This is a genomic window from Roseibium sp. (genome assembly GCF_965232425.1).
GTDB lineage: Bacteria > Pseudomonadota > Alphaproteobacteria > Rhizobiales > Stappiaceae > Roseibium.
In genome coordinates this window covers 3,678,220-3,703,619 of the sequence record NZ_OZ246971.1, presented here as the reverse complement: position 1 = coordinate 3,703,619, position 25,400 = coordinate 3,678,220, and the positions used below count along the sequence as shown (strand labels likewise).

Genomic DNA, 25,400 nt, shown 5'->3' with positions numbered 1-25,400 from the left:
GTCAATCCGCGAGCCCGTCATTGCGCGCATGCTTCTCTGCATCAATATGCGCCTGCGTGACGCGATTGTGGACCTTCCGGGTCCGCTCGACCCGGCCGATGAAACCAGGTTCCTTTGCATACCCGAAAATCACGGTATGGCGTTCGCCTTTCCCCTTCACCACGCGGTGCAGGGAAAACCGGCCCTTGAAAATCTGAAGGTCGCCCAGTTCGAGCGACAATCTGCGCACACGGTCCGACCGGCCGTCCAGCACCTGTTCGACGTCGTCGTAACACTCGTCGCCTGGCTGCCGAAGGTCAGGCACATACTCAAACGCCCCTCCCTCATGCGGTTTCCGCGTCAGCAGACTGACGATGAATTCGTTGGTGTCGTAGTGCCAGGCCAGCTGCTGGCCCTCCTTCATGACATTGACAACGACGCCGGCAAGCGGGTCGTCGAAAGTGAACAGTGTCTCTTCTTCCAGGCAGTCGGCGATGAACCGCTGGAAATCCGGACTTCTGTAGAGCGACAGGCTCAGGCCGTTTGCCGGAAACCGGTCCATGGCGACGAAGCCGTTGGTGTTTTCCGAATAACGCCGCCGCGGATGGCTCTCAGGCAGAGCGGGATCGTCCGGCGTGAAATAGGGATTGATCGAAGACGTCGAAAAATGGGCGCTCGGGGCAACACCGTTCACCTCTGCAGCAAGGGTCTGACGGTACGCTTCACGGATGAAACCTTCGATCCGCGCACATCCGACCGCCTTGAGATCCTTGCGTACGCGGGCGACCTTGAGCGCGTACTCTGCCGCGCCGGGTTCATGAATTGGCCAGGCGTCCAGGTCGACGCAGGCCAGTGCGCCAAGCGCTGCCGTGTCATCGTCATGCTTCATATGCGCCTCCCTTCAAAAATCAGACCTGAAAATGAATGACAGCGGAAAACCGGCACGTAAAATGGGTTTTCAAGTCAAATGCATTAGAGTTGCTTATGCAATTATTGGATATCGCCCACTGGTCCCTCCTCTGCGCACTCAAGGATCGGGAAACTCTGTCCTCGGCAGCGGCCTCCCTGGGGATCACCCAGTCTGCGGCGACACAGAGGCTGCGCGAGGCGGAAAGGCGCCTTGGCGTGACGCTGGCGCGCAAGAACGGACGCAGTCTGGAACTGACGGAAGCCGGACGGACGGTCGCGACGGCAGGGCGCGCAACCCTGCCCGTGCTGCGCCAGGCTGAAAGCGATGCAATCTGGCAGGGCAAGCGGAATGCCCGTCAGCTGACCCTCGTCTTGAGCCACTTCGATCCGGCATATCTCACGGTCCGCCTGATCCACATGTGCCAGCAGGCCCTACCGGGCATCTCGGTGCAGCTGGAAAAGATGCCGAACGACCAGGTGGTTGAGGCCGTTGCGGGTGGAAACGCCGATCTCGCCTTTCTACCCGATATGCCCACGCTGCCCGACCTCCCGCGCACGCTGGTTGCGCGGGACAGGCTTGTTGCCGTCTTCCCGAAAGGCGAAGGCCCGCGCATGGGCGAAACGGTCACGCCCCTGCACTTTTCCGGAAAGACCTTTCTGACCTACGGTCTGAGGCCGGAACCGGGCTGGGAATACGATCTGTTTTTCGAACGCGGCAAGTCCTTTCCCGGCAAAGCAGTCAAGATCGAATCCACCGAATTGATTTGCCAGATGGTATCGCAGGGCATGGGCGCGTCCATTCTGCCTAACGTCTGCGTCGAGAATTCCGCCTTTGCGGCACGGCTTGATGTCGCCGAATTCGGCGCGGACCAGATCCGCTTCGACTGGTATGTCATCCACGCGCGGTCAACACCTCAGGAGGCGGTCGCAGCGATCAGCAATGCGTTCACCACCGGTGCCGACAGGGCCGTAAAGGAGTGATGCTCCGCTCTTGGTGCCGCGGTTGCGCCATGATTTTTCGCGGGCAAAGCGGCCTGGTCTCCGAAACAGCGAACGGAACGACCATGTCGAACTGCGGCAATCAAACACACAGATTAAAACGATGAAATTAAGTATAAAATTGAAGCATTTAAATATTTAATCGTCACATTTTAGACAAAGGATCGATTTTAAAAAACCTTCATCAGTTTTAGGGTATATAACTGATTCAGTGACGATACGGGGGTCATATGACAGTACTCATCACCGGCGGCGCCGGCTACATTGGTTCGCACTGCTGCGTCGCGTTTCTTGAGGCCGGTTACGACATTGTCGTTGTTGATAATTTGTCGAATGCCAGCGATGTCAGCCTGCAGCGGATCGAAGCGATCACGGGCCGCGAGGTCCCCTGTGAGATTGCCGACATTCGCAACCAGGCTAAACTTGAAGAAATACTTGAAAAACACAAGTGCAACGCCGTGGTTCACTTTGCCGGTCTGAAGGCGGTTGGCGAATCCACCAAGATGCCGCTGGCGTATTACGAAAACAATGTGGTCGGTACCCACCGGTTGCTTTCGGCGATGGCGAATGCCGGTGTAAAGCAGCTGATTTTCTCCTCATCCGCGACGGTCTATGGCGAGCCGCAGTTTCTGCCCTTGACGGAGGATCACCCCACAAGCGCCGTCAACCCGTATGGCCGAACCAAGCTCATGATCGAGGAAATGCTGAGAGACGTTGCCGCGAGCGATCCGGCCTGGCGTTTCGGTATCCTGCGCTATTTCAATCCGGTCGGTGCACATCTCAGCGGCCAGATCGGTGAAAACCCGCTTGGTATTCCGAACAATCTCATGCCGTTCATCACCCAGGTCGCGGACGGCCGACGCGAGCAGCTGTCCGTGTTCGGTAACGACTACGACACGCGCGATGGCACGGGCGTGCGCGACTACATCCACGTGACCGACCTTGTCGAGGGACATCTGCGCGCGCATGAGGTCCTGGCTTCCGGAGACGCGCCGTCGAACTGTTTTGCCGTCAACCTAGGCACCGGCAACGGCTACAGCGTGCTGGAGATGGTGCGCGCGTTCGAGCGCGCCTCGAACAAGGAAATCCGTTACACCTTCGCCCCCCGCCGCGATGGCGATGTTGCCGAGTGCTACGCCAACACGGAGCTGGCTGAAAAGGTGCTCGACTGGAAGGCGGAACGCGATCTCGACGCCATGTGCCGCGACACGTGGAATTGGGTCTGCAAGAACCCGCGCGGATACGAGACACCCGCAAGCTGAAAGACGGACATTGCAATTGCACGCAGCGCAGTTGAAAACTTCGCTGCAGCATCCTGTCTTCGAATGCTTTTTAAGCCAAGTTATGCAGCGAAATCCCGATAGACGCGCACGTTCCGGATCGTCGTCGCGGCACCTTCGACATCACCGTCGTTCTTGCCGGCAAACGGAGCCACGGCGTTGCTGAACAGCAGCATGGCAGGCGTGTGGGCAAACCTGTTTTCAACGTCGAAGACATCGATGTCATCGACGAAGAAACGGAATTCGTCCTCGGTCCAGAGCATCGCATAGCGATGGAATGACTGATCCAGCTGCGCCTCCGTGCGGTAGGTTGCCGCCAGAACGATTTTTTCCGGTTTCCAGCGCCGCGCAGACACCTGAACGATGTTCGGGTACTTGACCTCGGCTATGTCGAGCTCGAACTGCGTGTCGCCCTGCTTGGACCTGTCGGACACCATCCAGAACGCATTGTTGACCCCCGCTTCGCTCGCAATGCGCATCTCGCATTCGAAATAGCCGTAGGTTTGGCGGAAGGAACGCGTCCGGATGTATCCGCCGGTAAACGGACGTTTCGGATCGTTCTGATGGCCGAGTTCCAGGTCGAGCTCGCCGTCCTCGACCAGCACATTGCGCGGATACCGCATGGTCAGGTGCTTGTGACCGCCGCGTTTCAGGGACTCCCACGTCGATTGAAACGCAACAGGATCATCGAACTCATCCTCGAACGTGAGTTGCCAGTCGCCCTCGGCCCGCGCAAGCGGCGCGGGCAACGGGCCGCCGGAGAACGCTACCGCCGCTTTTGGCAGGGCCGGAACGGCCAGCGCCGCGACGCCGCCCGCCACCGCTTTCAGAAAGCGGCGGCGATCCGGAACATGGAACTCCCGCACCTGGGCCATTTTCACTATCAGCTCGCCATCTTCGCCTTGGGCTCCGGAGACCTGACTTCGCGAAGCGCGAGTTCCAGTTTCCAGGCCCTGTCGCGCAAGGTCTGGATCTCTCCCGTCATGTAGCCGACTTCGTCCTGGAACCACTCGGTCACTTCGCCCAGGTTCTGGTCCGTCTGCACCAGATTGGGTTTTTCGAGCGCCTTCTTCGGCGGCGCGGCAACAGGTTGGACAAGCACGTGGTTCAGGCCGTTTTCCGTCAGGAAGCGGTGATACTCCGCATAGTTCAGCCGGTAGACGTGCTGCACCTTCGAGAAGTCTGCCTTCTCGAAAATATTCTCCAGATTGATCGGCATGTAGTCTTCGACTTCAACCGAGGGAATGGCGAACAGCGTAGAGAGTTCCCGGATCCGGGAATCGTAGGTGAAGAAGACCGCCGGGATGCCCTGGTGCAGTCCGATGACGTTACCGTGCAGCCTGAAGCCGACGAGGACGTCGACATTCTTCTTCGCATCGGCAGCCCATTCATCGACGTCGAAAAAGGCCTGCATGCGATCGCTGACGAGCGTCTCCACATCCTTGTCGCCCTGAAGGCTGTATTTTTCCAGGATGGAGCGGATATGTTTTTGCTTCGCCTCGCCCTGCTCGAAGATGGCAAGCGTTTCCTCGCGCTCGCCCTGCGAGTAGAGACGGTTTTCGGACCGCTTGGCGACGGCCTGGATCAAGGCGCGCTGCATCCGGTTCGTCTTGGTCGCGTTCGATGCATAATCCGCCGACAGGTACCTGTTGAGCGTCAGTCCGACACGTGCATTGGCAGGGTCGATCGGTTTGATTTCGATCGAGGGACGCAGGTTCCTGTAGAAACTCGGGCAGCCGATGATCCTGATATTCTTGATGCCGATGTCGTTGAAGACCTCGGCGCTGTAGACGCCGCGCACGCCGATCGTCTCGCATTTGTCGGCAATGATTTTCCAGGCCTCCACGCTGCCTTTCGGCAGTTCCAGCTTCTTGTATTTCGCGGCCTGTGCACCGACGCCGATCGGTACGATCGGACCCTTGAGTTTCTTCAACAGGGGGACGACATTGCCGATATCGACCGTCTCGGTGAGGTAGTTGGAGCCCCGGATCACGGTCGCGTCGTAGTCCTCCTTCGGCCAGAGTTTCTCGTCGCCGGCATGGGCGAACTGAAGGTTCTTGATCTGGTCATAGGCGAGCGCCTTGAGCATGGCGTCGTAAACGAGCACGTCGCCCGTGTTGATGCCGCCGCGCGCAAAGGCCGAAAGCGGATCATCGATTTTCAGGAATGCCGATTTATTGCCTGGCTTGACGGCCGCGCCGCCATTTAAAACGAAGAGCTTTTTCATGCGATCTGCACCTTCCAGTGTTTGGGCCAAATGCGCCCTTCAGTTATTGCGCGGAGGATTGACGGACTGAGTTTTGCCACGCGGCGTCATCGCCACCGTCTTTCCGGACGTCTGTTGTCTCGCTTGTCGTCTCGGACTGCGGCAAGGCGACCTTTGTGCGCCGGATGCTTTGAAAGCGTTCCGGGAACCATGTGTGCAGCTGCCTCAGGAATGGCTGCAGGCTCTTGTCCCAGTTCCGGTCGGCCGCCCGTTGAGCGGCGCGCGCCGAAAGCCCGTTCAAGACCTGCGGAGACTTGGCAATGGCTTCCAGCGCAACCGTCAGGTCATGCGTAACAACGCCGTCATCGGTCGACCGCAACAGGATCCCGTCCTTCTTGTGATCGATCAGCTCCGATACGGCACCGACATTGGTGGCAATCGGAACACAGCCGAGACGCTGCGCCTCGATGATGGTCAGAGGAGCCCCTTCCCAGCGGGACGGGAGAACGAAGACATCCGCCCAGGCGAGCAGCTTGCTGAGAAGACGGCTGTCGTAGACCGGAGGTTCAACGCGAATGCCCACATCGGCAAACCGCTGTCTCCACGAGCCGCCGGCGCCGCTGTCCATGACGTCGGATCCGACGATCCGCCAATCGATCGCGACACCGCGTCTCTTCAGTGTACGGGCGGCTGCATAGATGCGTTCAATCCCCTTCTGACGATCCAGTCTTCCCAGGAAGAGCGCCTTGAGCGGGCCTTCATGGGCCTGGCTTCTGGCAGATGTCAGCCGCGCCACGTCCTCGCTCGAAAGCGGGTAGCCTGCAGCGTTTGGAATGTGCAGCAGCTTTGCGCTCGGCACACCCATCCCGTGCAGCCATTCGGCCATATCGCGCGAGCAGGTCAGGACGCTGTCGTAGATATGCTCATAGGCAAGCGCCAGGTAGGGATGCCCCGCCGCGCGCCCCATCTCCGATGAATCGAGCACGTGAATGTAGTTGACGATCTTCACGCCGCGGCGCCGCAATTCGCCGAAAACGGCATTGGCAGGCGCCAGCTGATTGTTGACGACAACATCGAGGCCGGACAGGAAACCGATAATTTCCCGGGCCTTGGCATTCTCGTCGTGGCCCATCAGGATATCGTGTCCGGAGAACATGTTCGGACCGCCCCACAGCGGGTAGTCGTCGGCCAGGAAATTGATGCTGTCGAACAGACCGTCATTGTCCGGTATCCGGTGGTAGACCGGTTGCCCGAACACGAACAGATGCACTTCGCATCCCGCTTTCTTCAGAACGTGAGCGGCTGCGTAGGCGACCTTTTCAACGCCGCCGAAAGTGGCGATCGGCAACAGCAGGCCGACACGCAGCGGCCCGTCCTCGGTGGTCAGGCGCGGCATCAGGGGCGCGGCACCGAGCGAGTGCCGCAGCAACTCGTGATACTTGCTTCGATCCGGGAAATAGGCAGATCTCCAGATCCACCTCTTGTTCGGACCGTTCCTGTAGCCGGAATCCCGCAGCGCACCGAGCGTTGCCAGGAGAGAGTTCGTCGCCGACAGCGCCGTTCCCTGAATATCGTCGGCGGAGAACGGACCCCGGACGACTATCTCGGCAATTTTCGGAGACGGCTGCGTCTTTCTGAGGGTGCGCACCCAGTCGTCCGACTTGTCTTCGACGCATTGCTGCACGATCCCGAGCGAACACATCCAGCCGAGTGGACGTTTCGTGAGTTCCCGGCCCTCCCCGAGCGTTGCCACTTCCACGCCCAGCCTGTCCTTGTCGCTTTCGAACCGGATGGCGACGAAGTTGTGCGACTGCGACAGGCGTTCTCCGAGCCAGAGGACATTGTGCAGCAGCCCGAACCCGTTCAGGGCATCGCGATGTGCCGGTGACATCCAGAGCCAGAAAGGCGGAACGCCGAACGTCTCCGGCTCGGTCCGTGCGGCCCAGAACATCTTGACGAATTCCTCGAACCCGCGCCTGTCATGCTCGACAACCGGGTCGGTGAACATTTCGACAAGAAAGGAATCCGTCCCGAAGGACACGAAACGGGGTGTTTCCTCGTGCTCCCAGCGCAGAAGCGTGTCGGCGGAAAACAGCTTTTTGTGCTTGGTTCTGATGTATCCGAGAATACTCTCCCGCGTCCGATTGGAATCGCGAAGCATGCTTTCGGCGCGCTGGCGGTATTCAAAACCGAAAAACGGGTGATTGGCGCCCTTGAAGCCAAGCGAAATCGCCTGCAGCCAGAACTCCCAGTCCTCGAAGCCGGATTTCATGGTTTCGTCGAAACGCACGCCGGCATCCAGGATGTTCCGGGAAACCAGGCTGCCGGCTTCGCAGATATTGTCGAAAACGACGTGCAGGAGCCTGGAATACTGGGCGGTGTAGTTGCCGTTCCATTCGATCCCGAACTTGTCGATATTCGGATAGATCCAGTCTATCCCCTTGTTTGCCCGCATGTAGTCCAGAAGGACCCGCATGGCCGTCGGGGTAATGCGATTGTCAGCGTCCAGGAAGTAGACCGCCTCAAGGTCGCTGAAGGTGCGAAGCGCGAAATCGATGCCGTAGTTGCGTGCTGAACTCAGGCCGCCATTCGGCTTTCTCAGGTAGTAGACATTCTCATGCGCCAGCGCGTAGGCCTGACCGACCTGCGCCGTCTCGGGATAGGGGCATCCGTCATCGACGATCACCACCGCGATGTTAAAGGGTGCTTCCTGGCACAGGGCAGAGTCCACCGCCTCCGTCAACAGCACCGAATGCTTGTAGACCGGGATGAGAATGGCGATTGTCGCAGAGGGTTTTTCGGAACCACCGAACTGTGCGTACCGCACATTCGGATGATCCTGTTCTTTTACCGTTTGACGCAACATCCGGTTATCCGCTCACAACTGCGCGGAAATTCGTGAATTTCGCCCATGCGAAATCATTGCTGCCTTGTTCGCTCATCCGTGTGGCGAAATAAACGTTCTGCCAGGCACCGACCTGTTCGCTGGCAAAGGCGCTCAAATGAGCGCTTTCGCCGAACGAAACGGTTTTCCAGCCCGAGTAGGCCTCGCCCACCGTTTGCTCCCTTTCCTCGCGGAAAAGAGCCCGCGCTGCATCGAGATTGCCAGCCACGGCGATCGCGAAATCGATGTCGGCAGCCCTGCTGTTGTCGATGAAGGCCTTCGCCGACATGCGGATGATCTGGGGCGGACACGCTGCGGGAAGTTCACCGATCGTCATGCCTTCGGCGGGCGGATGACAGCCGATCGCCCGTTCCGCAGGCAACGGCATGATCGCCTCGAAATCGAATGTGACTTCGTCGGAATTTGCAAGACTCGCATGTTCCAGGATGCCGGGCGCAATCGGCAGGTCCCGGAAGCCTTCGCCCTGAGAGAGCTGCTGGGACTGAGCGGGAATGTAGTTGGCTGACGAGGGCATGGAAACGCCGGGAATGCCGCCCCAGACCTGCAGCGCCAGGCTGTTTTTCAGAACTGGCATGCCATTGGACGCGTCCCGCACCTGGAACATTTCGATCGGCTGCAGGCTGCCGAGTGAAAGACGCGGGGTGTCCTCGTCCGCTTCTTCGATCTGAAGCCTGAACTCCAGCGTCCGGTTAAGACCGGCGGTCGATTTCGAAAGTCCGAAAATGTTCCAGCCGCTGGCCAGATCGCCGCTAGAAATCTGCCAGCTGTCGACAATGCGCAGATCTTCAAGCGTGACCAGTTGCGCCCGCAGTTTGAGATCCTGGCGCAGGCCGAGCTGATCCACGTGCACCGAGACGCCGCTGACCCCGGAACTCGGCACAGGCAGGATCTGGCTGATCCCCTCCTGGGAGGCGCTCGCAAGCACGTTGGCGTTGAGCGGGTTCTCGGCAGGTTCGTTGCTGAAGACAAGATCGAGCGGTTGCAGGCCGTTCCTGTTCAGGAAGGATTCAATCGCAGCGAACCTGTTCTGAAGGTCGTCATTCATGCTCCGGAGCGTTCTCAGCTCCCGGTTCGACAGGACGAGCCGTCTGGCCGCCGATTTCACGTGCTCCGTGACCAGCGCAAGGATCGATGAAATCGCTTCATTTTCCTGGCCCCGGCTCCAGCTGACGACCGAGGGCAGCTGAACGACACCCTGCCGCTGGAGCCATTTGAAGAGACTGTCAACATCCGATGAGGTGCCCGGTTCGGCCAGAACGGCAAACGCCATGGTCGGTGCCTCGATCACCTGGAAGACCGCACCGTTCTGATCGGAGAACAGGACCTGGCCATCCGAGATGCCCTCAAACCAGACCGTTTGCACCGCACCCAAAAGCGCGTTTGGCAACTCTTGCCGTCCGACGCCGACCACCATAAGGGTCAGATCCTTGAGGAGCCTTTCCTCGATTGCCGGTTTCTCAACTGGAAATGCCTCTTGCGTGGCTACGACTGTCATTAGAGCCCCCAAATTTCACACATTACGGGCGTTTTTTCCAAAAAGGCCCACACTCGATCACCAAGTACAGTATCAGAAATTTGCGTCAGTTTATGACAATAATGCGGCGCAGCATAGTAAAATTACTGTTTTTTTATGTATTTAATTAGTTTTAGAAAATTTTTATTGAATTTACTTCTGAAATAATTTGATTATTATTCAGAAAGTAATTTGAAATTGAAAATAATATCTAATCTTAAGCCTCAGATTGCAACCTTTCACTCAACGTCTGGTACGATATTGCAACCGTACGAACCACCGAGATTGCAACAACACGGAAATTGTGCGTCGCAGCAAATTTGGTCGTGCCTGAACGGTGCTGACCAGCAACGCGGAAGGAAATCACCGGCGGACAGAGAGGCTCTCCACTCGTCCCGATCGCCCGACCATTCTCTTGCAGGTGCTCCTATGCACTTTGTTGCAAATCGCCGGTAATCGCCGGTGCGCCTTTGTGGCGGCCGGCAAGAACCGACCTGTAGAAACCAAGGTGTTCCCGTGCGCAGTCGCGATAGCTTTTCGGCTCCATGATCCCCGCCCGAAGCGAATTCCAAAGATCCTTGTTCTGCAGCACCTCGGTCATCTTGTCGGCAAGGTCCTCGGGACTGCCCGCAAGGAAATGCAGTCCGTCGACACCGTCCTTCACCTTTTCGGCCATGCCTCCGATGCCACTGCAGATCACCGGCCGCCCGTGATGGAACGCTTCCTGAATGATGACGGGTGAATTTTCCCACCAGACGGAAGGCAGCAGAACCCAGTCGGCCTGGCGCATCAGGGACGGCATGTCCCTGTTCTGATAAGCGCCCGCGAAACGGACACGGCCATCTGTCTTTTCGATCAGGCCGGCGATTTTATTACGGAACGCTTCCGGCTGTCTTTCCAGGTTGCCGCCGAAAATGGTCAGCGACGCGTCATCATTCCAGATGCTGTCCGGGATGCGCTGAACCGCGTCCAGCAGGATATCGACCCCCTTGTAGGGCGTCATCTGACCGAAGAACGCGAAACGAGAACGTCTGTCGCCGGCATCCCTGAGCCGCCTGGGACCCGCCTTTTCGGGTACGTTCAGACCGTTTTCGATCACCGAAATCCGCTCGCCGGGAAGACCCCATTGTTCATATCTTTCGGCAAGAAACCGGCTGGGCGCGATAAAGCCGTCGGCGAGGCCGAACAGCGACTGCACGAATTGCTTTCGGCGCAGAAACTCGCCGGGCGAAATCTCGGGAAAGCAACCGTGGCAGGCAATGGGAGACGACATCCGGCAAAGCGCATGCGTACCCGTCTTCACCATCTGGCCATGATGGTGGCAGATCGCCAGGAACTCGTGCAGCGTCACGATGATCGCAGCGTTCGGAAGCGCGCTCCGCACGACATGCAGGGCTTCCAAACCAAGCCCGATAAAATGATGGAAATGAACCACGTCCGGATTTAGCGAGCGGACGAAGCGGCGCAGATCGGTCTGGAGATCACCGGTGTTGCGGTTCGAAATGAGGAAGTGATCGTATTCGTCCGCGTGATAGAGTAACTCGTCTTCCGCATCCGCCACGCCCATCAAAGCTGACCGGCCGTGCCGCGGATAGTCGTCGCCGACCCGTGCGAGAAAGAACGACTGCGATCCCGTTGCCGATTTCAGACCAAGATGAAGATTGTAGGAGGCGACCTCGGCGCCTCCGAGGGACAACACCGGATGGCCATGCGAAATGACGAGCACGCGCACGGTTTCGTCGGCGGCTGCGTCCTGCTTTGCCGGGGGCGTGCCGGTCATTGCGAACCCTCCTTCATCGCGCCAAGCCTGTTGCTCCACACTTGTTCGAACTGTCTCCTGTCGTGCTGCCCGACAAGCTTGTGCCAGAGACGCTCGCTTCCCTGGCCGTTTTCCGGGTGCACCATTTCCACCTGCGGCACCCAGAAGGATTTCAGCCCGGCGGCCCGCAACTTCAGGGTCGCGTCCAGTCCCTTCTCGTCCGTCCCGAGGTAGGTCCGGGCAAAGCCTCCGGACGCCAGGAACGCGGATTTCGGCAACACGCAGCAGTCGAACGTGGCGGCCACGACTTCGGTGACCTCGGCCCCCATGAGCGTGCGGCGCGGGTAGCCGACATAGTGCTGTTTCAGGGCGTGCACACCATCTTCCCTTTCGATCCAGGTTCCGGCCCAGCGGATCGTATCGTCTTCGTAAAGCACGGTTGGTGTCACCAGACAGCCTTCGTCCTGCTTTCGAAATTCCGCCACCAGCGTGTCCAGCCACCCGGGAACAAGCGGCACCACACCGGAGCCGAGACAGGCAACCGTTTCGGAAGGCGCGGCCTGAAGACCCGCCTGGATCGCATCGAGCGGGTCTTCGATCCTGTTGGCCCGCACGACCCTCAAGGAAAGGTCGTAAAACGACGCCAGACGCGCAATCTCCTGAAACTGTTCGTCGATCGCGTTCCCGGCCGCACAGACGACAATCGGTGTTCCCCTGAGGAGCGGATCAAGTGCGAGCACCGGCAAAAGCGTCCTCAGCCTGTCGATCGAACCGTCGGACCCGATCACGATCGACCTTGGGGGCGTCTCCGGGATTGCACCGATGTCCTTCACGTCCTCGACGGTCGGCTCCGCGTGCGAGGCCGCACCGAGCAAGGGAAGGAACTGACGCTCGATGATGTCGGTTGACGAGGCAATCGTCGGATCAAGCCCGGCAACGAGGCGGCGAAGTGCGGACCGCAACGAGGTGCGTCCGAGGGCAATTGGCGCATAGGCCGACCGCCCGTCTCTGAGAACCACCTCAAGATACGGCTTGCCTTCGGAACAGCCGCCCAATTCGGGAACGAAAGCGAGAAATCCGTGACGATCGCTTCCGGTCGCGGTGCCCACGAAGGGCGACAGGTCCTCAAAGGTCTCGCTGACATCCGGCCTGTTCTGCGTGGTCCAGATCTTGTCCAGCCTTGATGAACGTTCGCCGGCGCGCAGATGGACGGCTTCGGCATGATCTTCAGGGTTCAGAAGCCAACCGGAAACCACGATGTTGCCGCAATGCGTCGCAGCGCAAAAATCGACACCGATCCGCACGGGCACATCGAGCTCGCTGACCGTTTCCCGCCCGTCGAACCTTCGTGATGCCCGCTCAAGTTTGTCACGGGCTCCGCCGGATACATTAAGACGCGGCAGAAGAGCCCTCAGATGGCCGGGCAGGGCCCGCGCCTGTGAGACCGTGCCCCGTTCGTGCACATCGACCTTGCTCCAGCCGCCGCGGCCTCGAAAGAACAGGCTCCGGATCGCGGAGGCACCGATATCGTTCACATTCTCCAGGATCCCTGCAAATCCGGGTGCCTTGCCGCCCGTATCCTTTCTTTCGAACAGGCAAGAGGAGAGATCGGCAACACGCAGCGACCCGTCGAATACAAACACCCGGTTGCGGCCGACCGGAGGGTCCTTCGACCAGCCCTGAATGTAGAAATCGCCCTCGTCGAACTGTCCGAGCATTTCGACATAGCCGTCCCTGCGCGCGACATGCATGACCAGCTTTGCCGCGACCGCCTGGTTCTTCACCTCTGAATTCGAGGCGATCAGCGCATCGATGAGCGCTTCGACGACACTTGCCTCCTTTTGCGAAACAGCGTCGCCGACAAGTCCGACGAAAACATCGAAGGCGACCGGGCCGTACTTGATCGCATAAGGATGGGAATGCCCCTTGCTGCGGATCGACACCCTTTCAAGCCTGGGCACCGCCACGGAATCAAGAGACAGGATCGCAACGAAGGGTGCACGTGAACGGTCCCGGTTCGATTTCTGCGAAAGCGATACGATCGTGCAGGGAACCGTGGTCTTGGGATCCTCGTTGAGCACGGCCTGGAGATTGCGCGCGAAGTTTTCGCCAACGCCTGCAAGCAGGATCGTGTCGCGGTCAACCGCCGTGCACAGGACACTGCGGCCGTCAGCCGGCACAACCGCATCGGGCCAATCCGACCGCTCGCCCGTCAGCTTCCTGTGCTCGACAGATGCGTCGGAGAGCCTCTTTGCACCTTCAAGCGTAACAACCGGCTCCATTCTCGTCAGCTCCACAAACCGCCGGCGGCGGCAAAGACCATCCCGCCGACGAACCCGACCAAAATGGCGAGCAGCAGCATGTGCACCTTGAGGCTGTTGCGGCTGCGGTCGGCAAGGGCCGTCAGACGATCATCAAAACTCTTTAGCGTGGTATCGAAGCGCAGCAGAAAAACCTCGAGTTCTTTGACGCGCTGTGCCAGATCACCCTGCCCGTTTTTCAGGATCGCGAGCGCCTCGCCAAGCTCTCCTTCCGTCGATGCGAGTGTGTCGATCCGGCTGGTCGTCTCCTTCAGGAGCGCCGTCGCGTCCCGTTGTCCGAGCGCGCTCTGCCCCTGGATGGCGATCACCCGGTCCAGCTTTTTCATGACGATCGAGAGCGGCAGCGCTATGGCCGCTTCCGCGGCGCGTTCTTCGGCGCTCGGGCGCGGCAGCTGGATTTGCACCCCGTCCCGCGGGGATTCGGCGATCACCGACAGCCCCTCCGGCGCCGACGCGGCCGCCTGCGGAAGCTGCAGGTCGAACGCATAGGCACCATCGCCGATGCCGTTTCGCTGCAGATCGATGCGTTTGGTATCCGCCAGCTTGCTCATCACGCGGTTCCCGTCGTGAAGAACGTGTATCGTCATGCGGTCATCGGGATTGGCGGCATCCCAGGCCCACCCGAGAAGACGCCCGTCTTCGAACGCATCAACTCGGCCCTGGATCTTCGGGATTTCGCCCTTGTCCTCGTCCGTGACTTCGGTTTTTTCTTCCAGTTTTGCTGCGGTCATGGTGGTCTCGTCAGGCTGCAGGGTCGTCCGCGAACCGGCTCTCGTCTTCAAAAAGCTGGATATATTGTTCCGCGACCTCAAAAACGGCAGGAGGCTGTTGGATGTTCTCCGCCAGGTCGCGATACATCTTCGGGTCGGCGGCGGCTTTTTCCATCATGGAAGCCAGGCCGGACGGATCGTTTCTGCGAACGTGAAGCCCGTCGACACCGTTTCGAGCCGCTTCCGCCATCCCCCCGGCGCCGGTCGTGATCACGGGTCTCTTGTGCTGCTGTGCCTCGGCAATCACCAGCGGCGCGTTTTCCCACCAGAGCGAGGGCACGATCACCCAGTCGACCGGCTCGATGAGGTCTGCAACGTCATGCGGCTTGTAGGGCCCGAGGCGAGTGACATGCGGAGCCGTGTCCTTGAACAGCGCCTCGATCCGGCCAACGAATTCCGAACTCTGAAAGGGAGAGCCGCCATGCACGCGCAGTTCGAAGTCGACGTCGCGTTCGATCAGCAGCTTCGCCGCCTGCAGCAGAACCTCGATGCCTTTCCAGGGCGTCATGTTTCCGAAGAAGCCGAATACTCGTTTCGGGTCCTCGGTCCCGGCCCGGCTCTCGGCCGCTGCGGTTTCGGGACGGCCATTGCGGATGACCGAAATCTTGTCGGCCGGCAGCCCCCAGCGGACATAGACGTCCCTCAGGAAAGCGCTCGGCGAGACGAACTGGTCGACCGCCTGGAGATGGATCTTGATGAAACGCTCGCGCAGCCGCATGTCATTGGGCTTCGCCGCCTCGAGACAGCGGCACAGGCCGCCCGGCCCAAGCGCGGCACACGGTTCATCGGGGCTTTGCATCAGGACGCCGTCATTCGCACAGATCGCGTAATAGTCATGCAGGGTCATCACGATGCGAACGTCCGGAAGAACCCGGCGGATCAGCACCGGCAGCTCGACGCCAAACAGGATCAGGTGGTGGATATGCACCACGTCGGGCCGGAAACTCTCCAGCAGGGCGGTCATGTCGGGAACGAACGCTCTGAGGTCGATCTGGCTCATGTTGAAGCGGTCGAAATGGCCCGCCCACATCAGCAGTTCATCGCCGCTGTCGCTGATGGCCTGAAAGCTGGTGCCCGGGTGCGGTTCGCGATGCAACTGGTTGGTGGCCCCGACGAAGAGCGACTGGTGCCCCGCGTCCCGGTACGCCCTTGACAGTTCAAGCGCAACGGTCTCCGTGCCGCCGGGATGGAGGTCCGGATGATTGTGCGCGAAAACCAGAACCCTCATGCGCCCTGACCCCGCGACGACTTAACGGCGACAAAGAAATCCTGGTAGTGCCGGCTGCCGGTCTGACCGCGCCAGTGACCGAGCTTCTTCAGGGCGACATCAAAGCCCGTTCTGTGCAGCGTCGTGTCCAGGAACCCGTCGTCGAAGGCGACCGCGGCAAGGGGCGCCGCCTTGTCCGCGTGCCAGGACGGACCTTCGGGCGACCGGTGAAACCGGATCCGCGGCGTCAGGTCAGCGTTGCGCTGGCTTTCCGGTTCCATGATGAAGGCGGAAACGAACAGTCGGCCACCCGGCTCGAGCAGCCTGGAGATTTCACGGAAATAGGGCTCGATTTCGTTGGCCGGCAGATGCGTGACGACGGACGTCATGATCGCGAAGTCGAAGGAGCCGCTATCGAACGGCAGCGACAGGTTCGTGCCCTGGATGCACCCGTTCGGATTGTAGAGTTCGTTGGCGATATCGAGATGCATGAAACGGAAATTGGGATAAACGCTTCCGATATGCTGCGCGCTCCAATGAATGCCGGCAGGCGCCGGATCGAGACCGGTATACTGCCCCTCTTCCGGGTCGAGATATTGCGTCAGTGGGACAGCCATCCGCCCGATGCCGCATCCGATATCGAGGACGCGTTCGTCTTCGCGCAGTCCGCCGAGATCGACAAAGTGTCCCAGAAACTCGGTTCCGATTGCCAGGTAGTCGCCGTCGCCGACAAAATTCTCTTCCTGCGGCGGGACGGGCAGAAAACGATTCCGCTCAATCGTTTTTTGAAGCAGGGCAAGCCTGTCGCCGCCCAGCGGTGCCGACTTCAAACGGACATGGTCCGGAATGACAACGGGTGAATTCATCCGGCCAGTACCCCGTCCCTTGCCCCGATTGACGACATGACATCCATAATTTCCTGTTCCCATCTGAGTTGCTGAAGCCAACGATTGTATTGAGACGCAACTCCCCGCGTGTAATCACCGTTTTTCTTTATAGAAATTCGCTCGAAGTGATAAAGCTCGACATCACCCAAGTAGTAGATCTTCTTGTTGCTGGCCCTTAACTTGAGACAGAGATCGCTGTCTTCGTAGTCGCCGATGATGAAGTCGGTCGTATAGCCACCGGCCTGTTCAAAGTCGGAACGTGCCATGACGAGACAGGCACCGGTCACACCCGGCACCTCGCGAGACTGGCTGGCCTGCGCATAGAAACGCGGAAAGCCCTTGAAATAATGGTGGTTGAACCAGCGCTTCTTTTCGTCGTGAATGAACTTCAGGCCGGCATGCTGAATGGCATTGTCCGCGTAAAGCAGCTTTGCCCCGACCGCACCGACCTGCTCGTCCATCATCAGGCTGGCACAGAGCTGCTCGAGCCACCCGCTCCCGGTTGGCACGACATCGGAGTTGATCATTGCCAGGTAACGGCCTTTCGCGCGCGCGGCCCCGGCATTGCAGGCGAGCGCGTAGCCGCCATTCTGCTCCATGACCACGAGCCGGATCGGCAGACCGTAAAGAAGATGGAATCCGATCAGCAGGTCTTCCACATGGGTTGCCTGCTCCGGGGAATCCAGCACGAAGATGATTTCCGCGTTTTCAGCCAGCCATCTGTCCGACGCGAACGCGGCAAGCTGTGGCTTGATGAACTCGTACACCTTGTAGAGCGGAATGACGATCGAAACTGTTGGCGCATCAACCGGCGCCCCGGTCGTGATTTCGCCGGGGGTCCCGACCTGGTCTACGAAGCGCTTCTGCAATTCGGCGAAGGGCTGCGCGAGACATTGCGAGATGACGTCATCGCTCGCATGCCTGGGTGGAACCACTCCGAGCGCACTCGCCCTGCTGTCCACCGCATCGCCCGGCTGCGGCGGCGGAACGAGCGGTGCCCGCTCGCCCGACGCCAGCCTGAGCTCAAATCGTGGCTGGATGTGATGCTTCATCTTTGCACCTGCCGGTGCAAAGGCCACAAACTTTCGGATCGCGTATCCGCCCTGGGATTCGGGAAGGACACCATCGAAGCTGTGCAGTTCGAGAGGTTGCGGCTCGAGCCCGGGAACCAGGAGGTCGAGCCCCGCATACGATCTGCCCGGATCGCGCATCCAGCCGCCGGCAAGCACGCCGCTCTCGACGGTCAGGGCCGTTTCCACGGCACAGAAGGATGCCGTTTCGCCAAGCGCACCATGCCGCCTGGCGGGCATCGGTTCCGCCAGTTGAAGGTCGCGCACGGCCGCCCTGGTTTCCGGCGTCTTGCTGCCAAGTCTGGTAATGAGATGATCGCGCAGTTCCGGCAGCTTGCGCGTGTTGGCCGCCCACCATGTGCTGAGCGAACGCGGCTCGCCGCCTGATTCAAGCCGCCGTATGGCAAGCCCCCAGGGACCGGACAAGACGAGGAAACTTTTCGACGGTGCCTTTGCGCTTGAGACTGCACCGACGAACAAGCGGTTCTTGCCACCATTGTAGAGGGCATTGAACGGCTCGGTCTCGAGCCGCCTGATCCCGTCGTCGCCGATCAGCACGGCGGACGTGACGTCGGAGCACTCGCTGTTCAGGAGGGTTTCGATAATTCTGGTCTCGCCGACGCACGCGACGCAGTCGGCAACCGGAGGTGCATCATTCACCGAATGGAGCAGCTTCCTGGCAAAACCGAGAAAGCTTCGCGAACGCGAAAGCCGGAACATGCCGGACCAGGTGTTGAGGATCGTGGTGACGAGAACCGCGCAGGCGTTCTGGGTCAGTCCGCTTGTGAGAGCGAACGGGTCCGCTGCGACCGTGCCGGTTTCGGGATTGAACGCCAACTCGGCGCCCGAGCCGACCGTTCCGGCGGTCAACTTCAACCGCAGTGGTGCCGCCTCCTTGACACCAAGCGCCCAGACGATCCGCGAGCGGCCGTCGAGCAGGGCGAGACGCACGCTGGCCATGGCGGAGAACTTCCGGCTTGACATCTCCTCGAGCTGCGGCGGCGCATTGACGGTGTGTGCAGGATCCCAGGCGACCAGATAAACCTCGGGCGTCAACTGCAGAAACTGCGGGGCATCGAATGGCGATTCCGCGTATGTGCCGAGAGTTTCGAGCATCTTTAAACTTCACTACGTAACGATACGCTGATCCGGCCGGCGAATGATGACAGCACCGGGGCCGCCCGACGGGACGGACACCCCCGGGGCAGTCACGTTATGTCACGACGATGAAGCCTTCAGGATTGTCCTTCAGGTCATCTGCATCGATGTTGTTGAGCGTCACGGTATCGCCGTTGCCCAGATCGATGACCGTATTGTTGCCGACCTGCGTCGCGCGATCCGCGACGTCCGCCGCAGAGCCAATACCGGTGTTGTTGATGTTTGCAGAAATCTGGACGAGATCGCCGACCTGGAAATCCATGATGATGTCGTTGCCACCACCACCGGTGAAAACGAACACGTCATGGTTTCCGCCACCGAACATCAGATCGTTGCCGGCACCGCCGTCGATGATGTCGGTTCCCTCTCCGCCGAGGATGATGTCACCACCATCGCCGCCTTCGATATAGTCGGACCCGGAACCACCGAAGATGGTGTCCGCGTCAGCGCCGCCAAGAATGACGTCGTTGCCGCCTTCGCCGAAAATCTTGTCGGCACCTTCGCCACCGACGATCAGATCTCCGCCTTTGCCACCGAAAAGAAAGTCGTCGCCTTCATTGCCCACGACAACATCCGCTTCGCCCAGCCCGAAAATGAAATCCTGGGCACTTGTACCCTGTAGGAAATCCTGGAAAGCACTGCCTTCAATTGTGGCCATAGCTTACTCCTGAAGTTTACCTCACTTAAACAACGCCCCGGAAACCGCGGCACCCCGCACCGCACAAATCCCGTTTTCTTGCGGTGCGAAATTACAATACACATTTATAACTGCAAGCAAAGGGATGAATAGTGAAAAAAGTAAGGCAATATTTAGAATATAGAGTATTTTATATGATATTACTCAAAGGATATACCAAATTTACCAGACTAATTCAGATGAATTACATCTATTTTCGAAACACTTTTCCGTCTTTTGCAGGACAGAATTCGCCATCAAAGATACTTTTATGATTTTTTTCAATTACTTAAATCAGAAAAAATAAATTTTCGAACTAAACCCGCATACACGCGAAGGTTAGTAGAACTAAAGAAAAAAGTCTGAAAGCCGCTACGCGTGCCGCAATTCTATGCTGCAATGCACAAATGAACGGCAGCTCAACAATGAGCTGCCGGCATCAAGAAAATTTACAGGGATCGTCAGGTGTCAGTCTTCGCGGAAAGCGCGGCTCCAGCTGTCGGAAATCGGCTCCACGAGATATTCGATTGCCTTGCGCGCCCGGCGCACGATCAGCACTTCGGCGGGCATTCCCGGATAAAGGGCAACCACCGGATTGTTGGCAAGCTCCGTCTGGTCGACCTCCGCCCGGACCACGTAGAACGCTTCCTGTGTCTGCTGGTCGACGCTCTGGTCGGCCGCAACGAAGGACACCGCGCCCTCCAGGGGACGCACGTTCCGCCTGTCATAGGCAGTCAGCCTGATTCGCGCCTGCGACCCAACCCGGACATGATCAATGTCCTTGAGGTTCATGCGCACTTCAACGAGCATTTTCTCATCCTGGGGGACGATGTCCATGATTGCCTTGCTGGGCTCGACAACGCTGCCCGGCGTGCGCATCTCGATATCGTAGACAATCCCGCTTTGCGGGGCATACACGACCAGCCTGTCGAGAATATCCTTTGAAGAAATGATCTGCTCGTTCGTGGTGTTGAGTTCGAGCTGCGCCGTCAGGATCTCGCTCGCGATTTCGCTCTGCAGTTCCTGCTCGGCCTGCAGAAGCGCCACTTCCGCGCCCTGCCGCGCCTTCTCCAGCTGCGCCTTGTCCGCCGCGAACTGACCGCCGTCGCCGATCAGTTCGCTCAGTTCGAGCTGTTCGTCGCTCAGGATCGCCTTGGAGGCGAAACCCTTCTTTTCCAGCAAGGTGAGTGCTTCGACCCTTTCCTTGAGCAATGCCTGCCGGGTCGTGTTCGCCTCGATTTGAGCTTCGGTGGCCTCGATCTGGGCCTCGAACTGCTCGATTTCCTTCTGCTGGAACGCGACCTTGCCTTCATAGACCTTGCGCCGCTTTTCAAAAAAGCGCTGCTCTGCCGCCATCACGTCCGCGACCGCGATCGCATCGCTTTTCGTCAATTCCGGTGGCATCTCGATCTCGTCCTTCAGATCCCTTTCCGCGCGCAGCCTGGCAAGCGTCGCCATGAGGCTGATTCTCTTGGCGCGCAACTGGGCGAGTTCCGCGCGCGCCCGCGTGTCGTCCAGTTCGACCAGCGGCTGGCCTGCCTTCACGAAGTCTCCTTCCTGAACGAGAAGCCGGCGCAGTATGCCGCCCTCAAGATGCGTGATCGTCTTCCTCTGGCTGTCGACGATGACCTTGCCCGTCGCAACCGCAGCGCTGTCGAGATCCGCCGTGAACCCCCAAAGCAGGAAACCGCCGAAACCGATCACGACCGCGATCGACGAGGCGATCAGCGGACCGCGAAGGCTCGTGGGTTTTTCCGCGTCCAGATTGTCCGCCGGCTGCCAGAACGGTCTCTGTGCGGTGTCGGGCGCGTGCTGCGCCGTCTTGGCAACCTTGTTTTCCGGATCCGTCTTCATGCGACCTCTCCATTCGGCGGAAGGGCAGGCGTCGGTTTTGGTGCAGGCAGGCGCCGGGAGATATTGCTCACGACCTCCGTCCGGTCACCGAACTGGCTGATCCTGCCGTCTTCGAGCACCAGGATCTTGTCCGCAGCCTCCATGATGGCCGGGCGGTGCGCGATCACGATGACGATGGCACCATCTTCCTTGGCGCTCGAAATCGCCCGCAGGAGCGCAACTTCACCTTCGGTGTCGAGATTTGCGTTGGGTTCGTCAAGAACGAGCAGGCGGGGCCGCCCGAACAGGGCTCTAGCCAGAGCGACACGCTGCTTCTGGCCGCCCGACAATGTGAACTTGTTGTCGCCGACGGGCGTGTCGTAGCCGAGCGGCATGCGGCCGATCATTTCATGAACGCCGGCGGATCGCGCCGCGTCGATGACCATTTGCGGATCGGCATCATACATGCGCGAGATGTTCTCGCGCACCGTTCCGTCCAGCAACGACACCGACTGTGGCAGATAACCGATCATCGCGCCGAAAGACGCCCGCTCCCACAGATAGACATTGTGTCCGTCCAGGAACACGCCGCCGGTCGTCGGCTGGAGAGCACCGACCAGAAGACGCGCCAGCGTCGACTTTCCCGCCGCGGACGGTCCGACAATGCCCAGAACATCGCCTGGCTCAAGCGTGAAGGAAATGCCCTTGATCACCGGGACCGGCGTGTTCGGCGCGACAAAGACAAGCTTGTCGACCTGCAGCGGTCCCTGGCTGGGCGGCGTTGCGATGGTTTGCCGGATGGATGCGTGATTCTCCAGAACGTCGCGAACCCTCCCCCAGGCCGTGAACGCAAACACCCACTGTCTCCAGTTCTCGGTCATGTTGTCGAAGGGCATCAGCAACCGGCCCGTGATGATGCTGGCGGCAATCATCGTGCCGGCCGTCACCTCTCCCTTGATGACCAGATCGGCACCAAGTGCGAGCACGCCGATCTGCATGCCCATGCGCAGGCTCCGGGTGAGCGCGTGGATCGCCTTGCCGCGCCGGCTGCCATAGGCCATCAGTTCGCTCGCATGCAGCTGTCTCTTTTGCCAGCGCCGCGCAAGCGCCGGCATCAGCCCCATCGCCTCGATCGTTTCCGCGTGGCGCAGAGTCGAGCCCATCTTCGCGACATTTTCCACATTCGCGGAATTGGCTTCCTTCAGCAGGGAGCGGGTCGCCATGTCCGAGATGAGATTGAGCCCGACCAGGACAAAAGCCGAGATTATGGCTAACAGACCGTAAAGCGGATGCAGTATGAACAGCACGGCCAGGAACATGGGCACCCAGAGCGCTTCGAGCGGAGCACTGATGGCGTTGCTGGTGATGAAACTCCTAAGATCACTCAGGTCGCGAAGCACCTCGGACGCCAGGCTGCCGCCCTTTTCCAGGGAAGATTTAACTCCTGCCTCGATCGCGGTGTGATTCAGGCGGCGGACGAGTTCGGTTCCCATGACCTGAAAAATCTGGCTTCTGATGAACTCCAGAATTCCGTAAAGCGCCAGTGCACCGGCGGCAATGATGACGAGCATCCCGAGCGTGTCGAGGCTCTGGCTGTTCAGAACCCGGTCGTGAACCTGCAGCATGAAGAGCGGAGCCGTAAGCTGCAGGAGCGTGATGAAGCCGCTCAAAATAGCGGCAGCGATTAATCCAGTTGCAAAGGTCTTCCGGGCCTCTCGAACCAGCAAGGACGGGTCGTTTGCCGCTGGTTTCACCTGCTCAACCATTCACCATTCTCCAAACATTCAACCCAAAGACGAGTTCGCACGTGCGAAAAAATTCAGTATTTGCCTAGAAATCGACACATCTTTTCCCTATAAATGATGGAAGGTTGTAGACTAACTTGAGAGAAGTTTGGGATTTAATTGTGGCACGCAATTGATTCTCATGCAAAAGATAAAATTATAAATAAAAATAACCAACCACCGCGAAGACAAGGAGCAACTCGGTAATGAAAGTATTTCGAATTTAGTTCGAAATTTGGTGGGAGTTAGGGGCGTATGCACAAAATATTCACTGATGCACCACAACAGATAAATGGCCGGATCAACATCCCCAAACCAAAGGTGGACGAGAATACATACAAAATAGCGGAGTCGGACATGAGAGCCGAAATGAACCCGTACTCTCACGCAAACCACTTCGAACTCGTTCGCGTTATCGAGAGAATGTACCGGCGCTACCTGGATCGTCTTCGCGTCGATCTGATCCGCATCGGGGCGGATGACATATCGCCGTCTCACGCGATGCTCCTGTTCACGATTGGCGACGACGACCTGTCGGTGCGCGACCTTATGGACAGGGGGCACTATCTCGGATCCAATGCCTCCTACAGTCTGAAACAGCTGGTTCAGTCCGGATATGTTGACCGCACCGCATCCGCGCGGGACAGACGGTCGGCCAGGATCAGACTGACCGACAAGGGCAAGTCGCTCTGCCAGGCGATAAAGTCGGCAGACGAAGTCAACCAGGCACAGATCGTGCGCAACGAGCGCGACCGCATGGCACTGGAAGAAACCTTTGCCCTGCTGCGGAAACTGGAAGTCATTTGGGCGACCGATCTCCAGCAGCGCAACGGCCGGATGGGCGTCAACGGGTTCTGACCAGAGGCGCCGCCAATGCATGTTGTTTTTGTGCACCGGCATGGCCCCGGGCAATTCGTACACATTGCCCGGCGTCTCATCCTTGACGGGTGGACGGTCACGCTGGTCTGCGAAAGCACCGACAGGCCCGTCCCCGGGCTCCGCGTGTTGCGGTATGGCAGCGCGGACACCGGCGCGCACGGGCGTCGGGACCGCAAAGAAGCATCTATTCCCTACATTGAGGCAGGTCGGCGCGTTGCCGACATTCTGAGCCGGCTTTCGCTGCACGGCAGAGCGCCGGATCTCGTTGTCGGGCATATTGCCTGGGGCGGGATGATGTTCGTCAAGGACGCCCTTCCCGATACGCCGGTCATCGGGTTTTGCGAGTACTATTTCCATCCCCAGGGTGGAGATGCCGGCTTCGCCCCGTCGGACGAGATCAGCCTTGAGCGAAGGCAGACCATGCGGTTGCGCAACACCGTACAGTTGGCGACGCTCGACCAGATGGATTACGGCATCAGCCCGACGATATGGCAGAAAAGCAGATATCCGGCCGAATACCGCAACAAGATCGTGGCCCAGCACGAAGGCATTGATACCTCCCGCGCCCGTCCCGACGCCCTGGCTTCCTTCCGCTTGCCGGATGGAACGCTTTTGAGTGCCGGAGACCCGGTGGTTACCTTCGCGGCCCGCGATCTGGAACCCTACCGCGGCTTTCCGCAGTTCATGCGCGCTGCGGCGGCAGTCGGCAAACGCAATCCCGACGTCCGTTTCGTCATCGCGGGCGGTGACGGCATAAGTTATGGAAGCGGGCCGCAGGGCGGTGACAGCTGGCGCAAACAGCTTCTGGAGGAAACCGGGCTGTCACCGGACAAGGTGCATTTCCTCGGTCAAATTCCCCATCGCGATCTTGTGCGTCTGTTTCAGGTAACGGCAGCCCATGTCTACCTGACCTACCCCTTCGTCCTCTCCTGGTCGTTTCTGGAAGCCATGTCCTGCGGAGCACCGGTCATCGCGTCCGCCACGCCGCCGGTGCGGGAAGTCGTCAGCGACGGCATCAATGGCCGCCTGGTGGATTTTTTCGACATCGACGGTTTTGCGGACAAAATAGAGGACGCCCTGGCAAATCCGGACACCTTCCGCCCGCTGCGCACCGAAGCGCGTCGCACAATCGTCTCGCGCTATGAGCTGAATGACTGTTGCGCGAAACTGCACCGCTTCATGCTTCAGGTAGCGGCAAAGCGCCAAGAGACGCCATCAGTGCAGCAGGACCCCGCAGTTCCGCTCAATGCCTGACGTGATCCAGG

The 25,400-nt window shown here is 59.3% G+C and carries 18 protein-coding genes; 4 read left to right on the top strand and 14 right to left on the bottom strand.

Annotated elements, in window-relative coordinates; translation table 11 throughout:
* Window position 1: 1 nt before the first annotated feature.
* Window positions 2–868, bottom strand: a complete 867-nt coding sequence (locus tag ACO08A_RS16935; RefSeq protein WP_422037156.1) for a HalD/BesD family halogenase — start codon at window positions 866–868, stop codon at window positions 2–4.
* 95 nt (window positions 869–963) lie between these two features.
* On the opposite strand from ACO08A_RS16935, the gene ACO08A_RS16930 reads away from it, so the two are divergent.
* Both ACO08A_RS16930 and galE read left to right on the top strand, forming a co-directional pair.
* Entirely contained in the window at window positions 964–1,869 is a 906-nt protein-coding gene (locus tag ACO08A_RS16930; protein WP_422037155.1) for a LysR family transcriptional regulator, read from the top strand.
* A gap of 248 nt (window positions 1,870–2,117) precedes the next feature.
* The gene (galE, locus tag ACO08A_RS16925; protein WP_422037154.1) at window positions 2,118–3,149 is read left to right on the top strand and encodes a UDP-glucose 4-epimerase GalE; all 1,032 of its coding nucleotides are present in this window, start codon (window positions 2,118–2,120) and stop codon (window positions 3,147–3,149) included.
* Window positions 3,150–3,229: 80 nt separating this feature from the next.
* Here galE and ACO08A_RS16920 read toward each other — a convergent pair whose 3' ends face one another.
* From ACO08A_RS16920 to ACO08A_RS16860, 13 genes are all read right to left on the bottom strand, one after another.
* A complete protein-coding gene (locus ACO08A_RS16920) occupies window positions 3,230–4,042 on the bottom strand; it encodes a glycoside hydrolase family 16 protein (RefSeq protein ID WP_422041769.1) in 813 nt (270 codons plus the stop codon).
* An 8-nt stretch (window positions 4,043–4,050) separates the two neighbouring features.
* Window positions 4,051–5,394: a polysaccharide pyruvyl transferase family protein gene (locus ACO08A_RS16915; protein ID WP_422037153.1), complete on the bottom strand. Its 1,344-nt coding sequence runs from the start codon at window positions 5,392–5,394 to the stop codon at window positions 4,051–4,053.
* 43 nt (window positions 5,395–5,437) lie between these two features.
* The gene (locus ACO08A_RS16910; protein WP_422037152.1) at window positions 5,438–8,239 is read right to left on the bottom strand and encodes a glycosyltransferase; all 2,802 of its coding nucleotides are present in this window, start codon (window positions 8,237–8,239) and stop codon (window positions 5,438–5,440) included.
* A gap of 4 nt (window positions 8,240–8,243) precedes the next feature.
* Window positions 8,244–9,773: a DUF6212 domain-containing protein gene (locus tag ACO08A_RS16905; RefSeq protein WP_422037151.1), complete on the bottom strand. Its 1,530-nt coding sequence runs from the start codon at window positions 9,771–9,773 to the stop codon at window positions 8,244–8,246.
* 445 nt (window positions 9,774–10,218) lie between these two features.
* The gene (locus ACO08A_RS16900) at window positions 10,219–11,571 is read right to left on the bottom strand and encodes a glycosyltransferase family 4 protein (RefSeq protein WP_422037150.1); all 1,353 of its coding nucleotides are present in this window, start codon (window positions 11,569–11,571) and stop codon (window positions 10,219–10,221) included.
* Window positions 11,568–13,832 carry a hypothetical protein gene (locus ACO08A_RS16895; RefSeq protein ID WP_422037149.1) on the bottom strand — a complete coding sequence of 755 codons (2,265 nt, stop codon included), beginning with the start codon at window positions 13,830–13,832 and terminating at the stop codon, window positions 11,568–11,570. Before ACO08A_RS16895 ends, ACO08A_RS16900 begins: the two co-directional genes overlap by 4 nt.
* A gap of 5 nt (window positions 13,833–13,837) precedes the next feature.
* A complete protein-coding gene (locus ACO08A_RS16890; RefSeq protein WP_422037148.1) occupies window positions 13,838–14,602 on the bottom strand; it encodes a hypothetical protein in 765 nt (254 codons plus the stop codon).
* A gap of 10 nt (window positions 14,603–14,612) precedes the next feature.
* Window positions 14,613–15,869 carry a glycosyltransferase family 4 protein gene (locus ACO08A_RS16885; protein WP_422037147.1) on the bottom strand — a complete coding sequence of 419 codons (1,257 nt, stop codon included), beginning with the start codon at window positions 15,867–15,869 and terminating at the stop codon, window positions 14,613–14,615.
* Window positions 15,866–16,714 carry a class I SAM-dependent methyltransferase gene (locus ACO08A_RS16880; protein WP_422037146.1) on the bottom strand — a complete coding sequence of 283 codons (849 nt, stop codon included), beginning with the start codon at window positions 16,712–16,714 and terminating at the stop codon, window positions 15,866–15,868. Before ACO08A_RS16880 ends, ACO08A_RS16885 begins: the two co-directional genes overlap by 4 nt.
* Window positions 16,711–18,921, bottom strand: coding sequence for a glycosyltransferase family 2 protein (locus ACO08A_RS16875; RefSeq protein ID WP_422037145.1), 2,211 nt, complete (start codon window positions 18,919–18,921; stop codon window positions 16,711–16,713). Before ACO08A_RS16875 ends, ACO08A_RS16880 begins: the two co-directional genes overlap by 4 nt.
* A gap of 97 nt (window positions 18,922–19,018) precedes the next feature.
* A complete protein-coding gene (locus ACO08A_RS16870) occupies window positions 19,019–19,621 on the bottom strand; it encodes a calcium-binding protein (protein ID WP_421979380.1) in 603 nt (200 codons plus the stop codon).
* Between the two features lie 486 nt (window positions 19,622–20,107).
* The gene (locus ACO08A_RS16865; protein ID WP_422037144.1) at window positions 20,108–21,493 is read right to left on the bottom strand and encodes an HlyD family type I secretion periplasmic adaptor subunit; all 1,386 of its coding nucleotides are present in this window, start codon (window positions 21,491–21,493) and stop codon (window positions 20,108–20,110) included.
* On the bottom strand, window positions 21,490–23,238 hold the full coding sequence (locus ACO08A_RS16860) for a type I secretion system permease/ATPase (protein ID WP_422037143.1): 1,749 nt from the start codon (window positions 23,236–23,238) through the stop codon (window positions 21,490–21,492). Before ACO08A_RS16860 ends, ACO08A_RS16865 begins: the two co-directional genes overlap by 4 nt.
* A gap of 375 nt (window positions 23,239–23,613) precedes the next feature.
* Between ACO08A_RS16860 and ACO08A_RS16855 the strand changes: the two genes are divergently transcribed.
* Both ACO08A_RS16855 and ACO08A_RS16850 read left to right on the top strand, forming a co-directional pair.
* Window positions 23,614–24,114 carry a MarR family winged helix-turn-helix transcriptional regulator gene (locus ACO08A_RS16855; RefSeq protein ID WP_420333720.1) on the top strand — a complete coding sequence of 167 codons (501 nt, stop codon included), beginning with the start codon at window positions 23,614–23,616 and terminating at the stop codon, window positions 24,112–24,114.
* A 15-nt stretch (window positions 24,115–24,129) separates the two neighbouring features.
* Complete coding sequence (locus ACO08A_RS16850; RefSeq protein ID WP_422037142.1) at window positions 24,130–25,389, top strand: glycosyltransferase; 1,260 nt, start codon at window positions 24,130–24,132, stop codon at window positions 25,387–25,389.
* Window positions 25,390–25,400: the final 11 nt, after the last annotated feature.

What these genes read in the sequence shown, in the direction of transcription:
- ACO08A_RS16880 (WP_422037146.1), bottom strand. Translation starts at nt 16,714, where the DNA reads ATGAATTCACCCGTTGTCATTCCGGACCATGTCCGTTTGAAGTCGGCA.
- ACO08A_RS16915 (WP_422037153.1), bottom strand. Translation starts at nt 5,394, where the DNA reads ATGAAAAAGCTCTTCGTTTTAAATGGCGGCGCGGCCGTCAAGCCAGGC.
- ACO08A_RS16900 (WP_422037150.1), bottom strand. Translation starts at nt 11,571, where the DNA reads ATGACCGGCACGCCCCCGGCAAAGCAGGACGCAGCCGCCGACGAAACC.
- galE (WP_422037154.1), top strand. Translation starts at nt 2,118, where the DNA reads ATGACAGTACTCATCACCGGCGGCGCCGGCTACATTGGTTCGCACTGC.
- ACO08A_RS16905 (WP_422037151.1), bottom strand. Translation starts at nt 9,773, where the DNA reads ATGACAGTCGTAGCCACGCAAGAGGCATTTCCAGTTGAGAAACCGGCA.
- ACO08A_RS16935 (WP_422037156.1), bottom strand. Translation starts at nt 868, where the DNA reads ATGAAGCATGACGATGACACGGCAGCGCTTGGCGCACTGGCCTGCGTC.
- ACO08A_RS16920 (WP_422041769.1), bottom strand. Translation starts at nt 4,042, where the DNA reads ATGGCCCAGGTGCGGGAGTTCCATGTTCCGGATCGCCGCCGCTTTCTG.
- ACO08A_RS16860 (WP_422037143.1), bottom strand. Translation starts at nt 23,238, where the DNA reads ATGGTTGAGCAGGTGAAACCAGCGGCAAACGACCCGTCCTTGCTGGTT.
- ACO08A_RS16890 (WP_422037148.1), bottom strand. Translation starts at nt 14,602, where the DNA reads ATGACCGCAGCAAAACTGGAAGAAAAAACCGAAGTCACGGACGAGGAC.
- ACO08A_RS16930 (WP_422037155.1), top strand. Translation starts at nt 964, where the DNA reads ATGCAATTATTGGATATCGCCCACTGGTCCCTCCTCTGCGCACTCAAG.
- ACO08A_RS16855 (WP_420333720.1), top strand. Translation starts at nt 23,614, where the DNA reads ATGAGAGCCGAAATGAACCCGTACTCTCACGCAAACCACTTCGAACTC.
- ACO08A_RS16850 (WP_422037142.1), top strand. Translation starts at nt 24,130, where the DNA reads ATGCATGTTGTTTTTGTGCACCGGCATGGCCCCGGGCAATTCGTACAC.
- ACO08A_RS16875 (WP_422037145.1), bottom strand. Translation starts at nt 18,921, where the DNA reads ATGCTCGAAACTCTCGGCACATACGCGGAATCGCCATTCGATGCCCCG.
- ACO08A_RS16870 (WP_421979380.1), bottom strand. Translation starts at nt 19,621, where the DNA reads ATGGCCACAATTGAAGGCAGTGCTTTCCAGGATTTCCTACAGGGTACA.
- ACO08A_RS16865 (WP_422037144.1), bottom strand. Translation starts at nt 21,493, where the DNA reads ATGAAGACGGATCCGGAAAACAAGGTTGCCAAGACGGCGCAGCACGCG.
- ACO08A_RS16895 (WP_422037149.1), bottom strand. Translation starts at nt 13,832, where the DNA reads ATGGAGCCGGTTGTTACGCTTGAAGGTGCAAAGAGGCTCTCCGACGCA.
- ACO08A_RS16910 (WP_422037152.1), bottom strand. Translation starts at nt 8,239, where the DNA reads ATGTTGCGTCAAACGGTAAAAGAACAGGATCATCCGAATGTGCGGTAC.
- ACO08A_RS16885 (WP_422037147.1), bottom strand. Translation starts at nt 15,869, where the DNA reads ATGAGGGTTCTGGTTTTCGCGCACAATCATCCGGACCTCCATCCCGGC.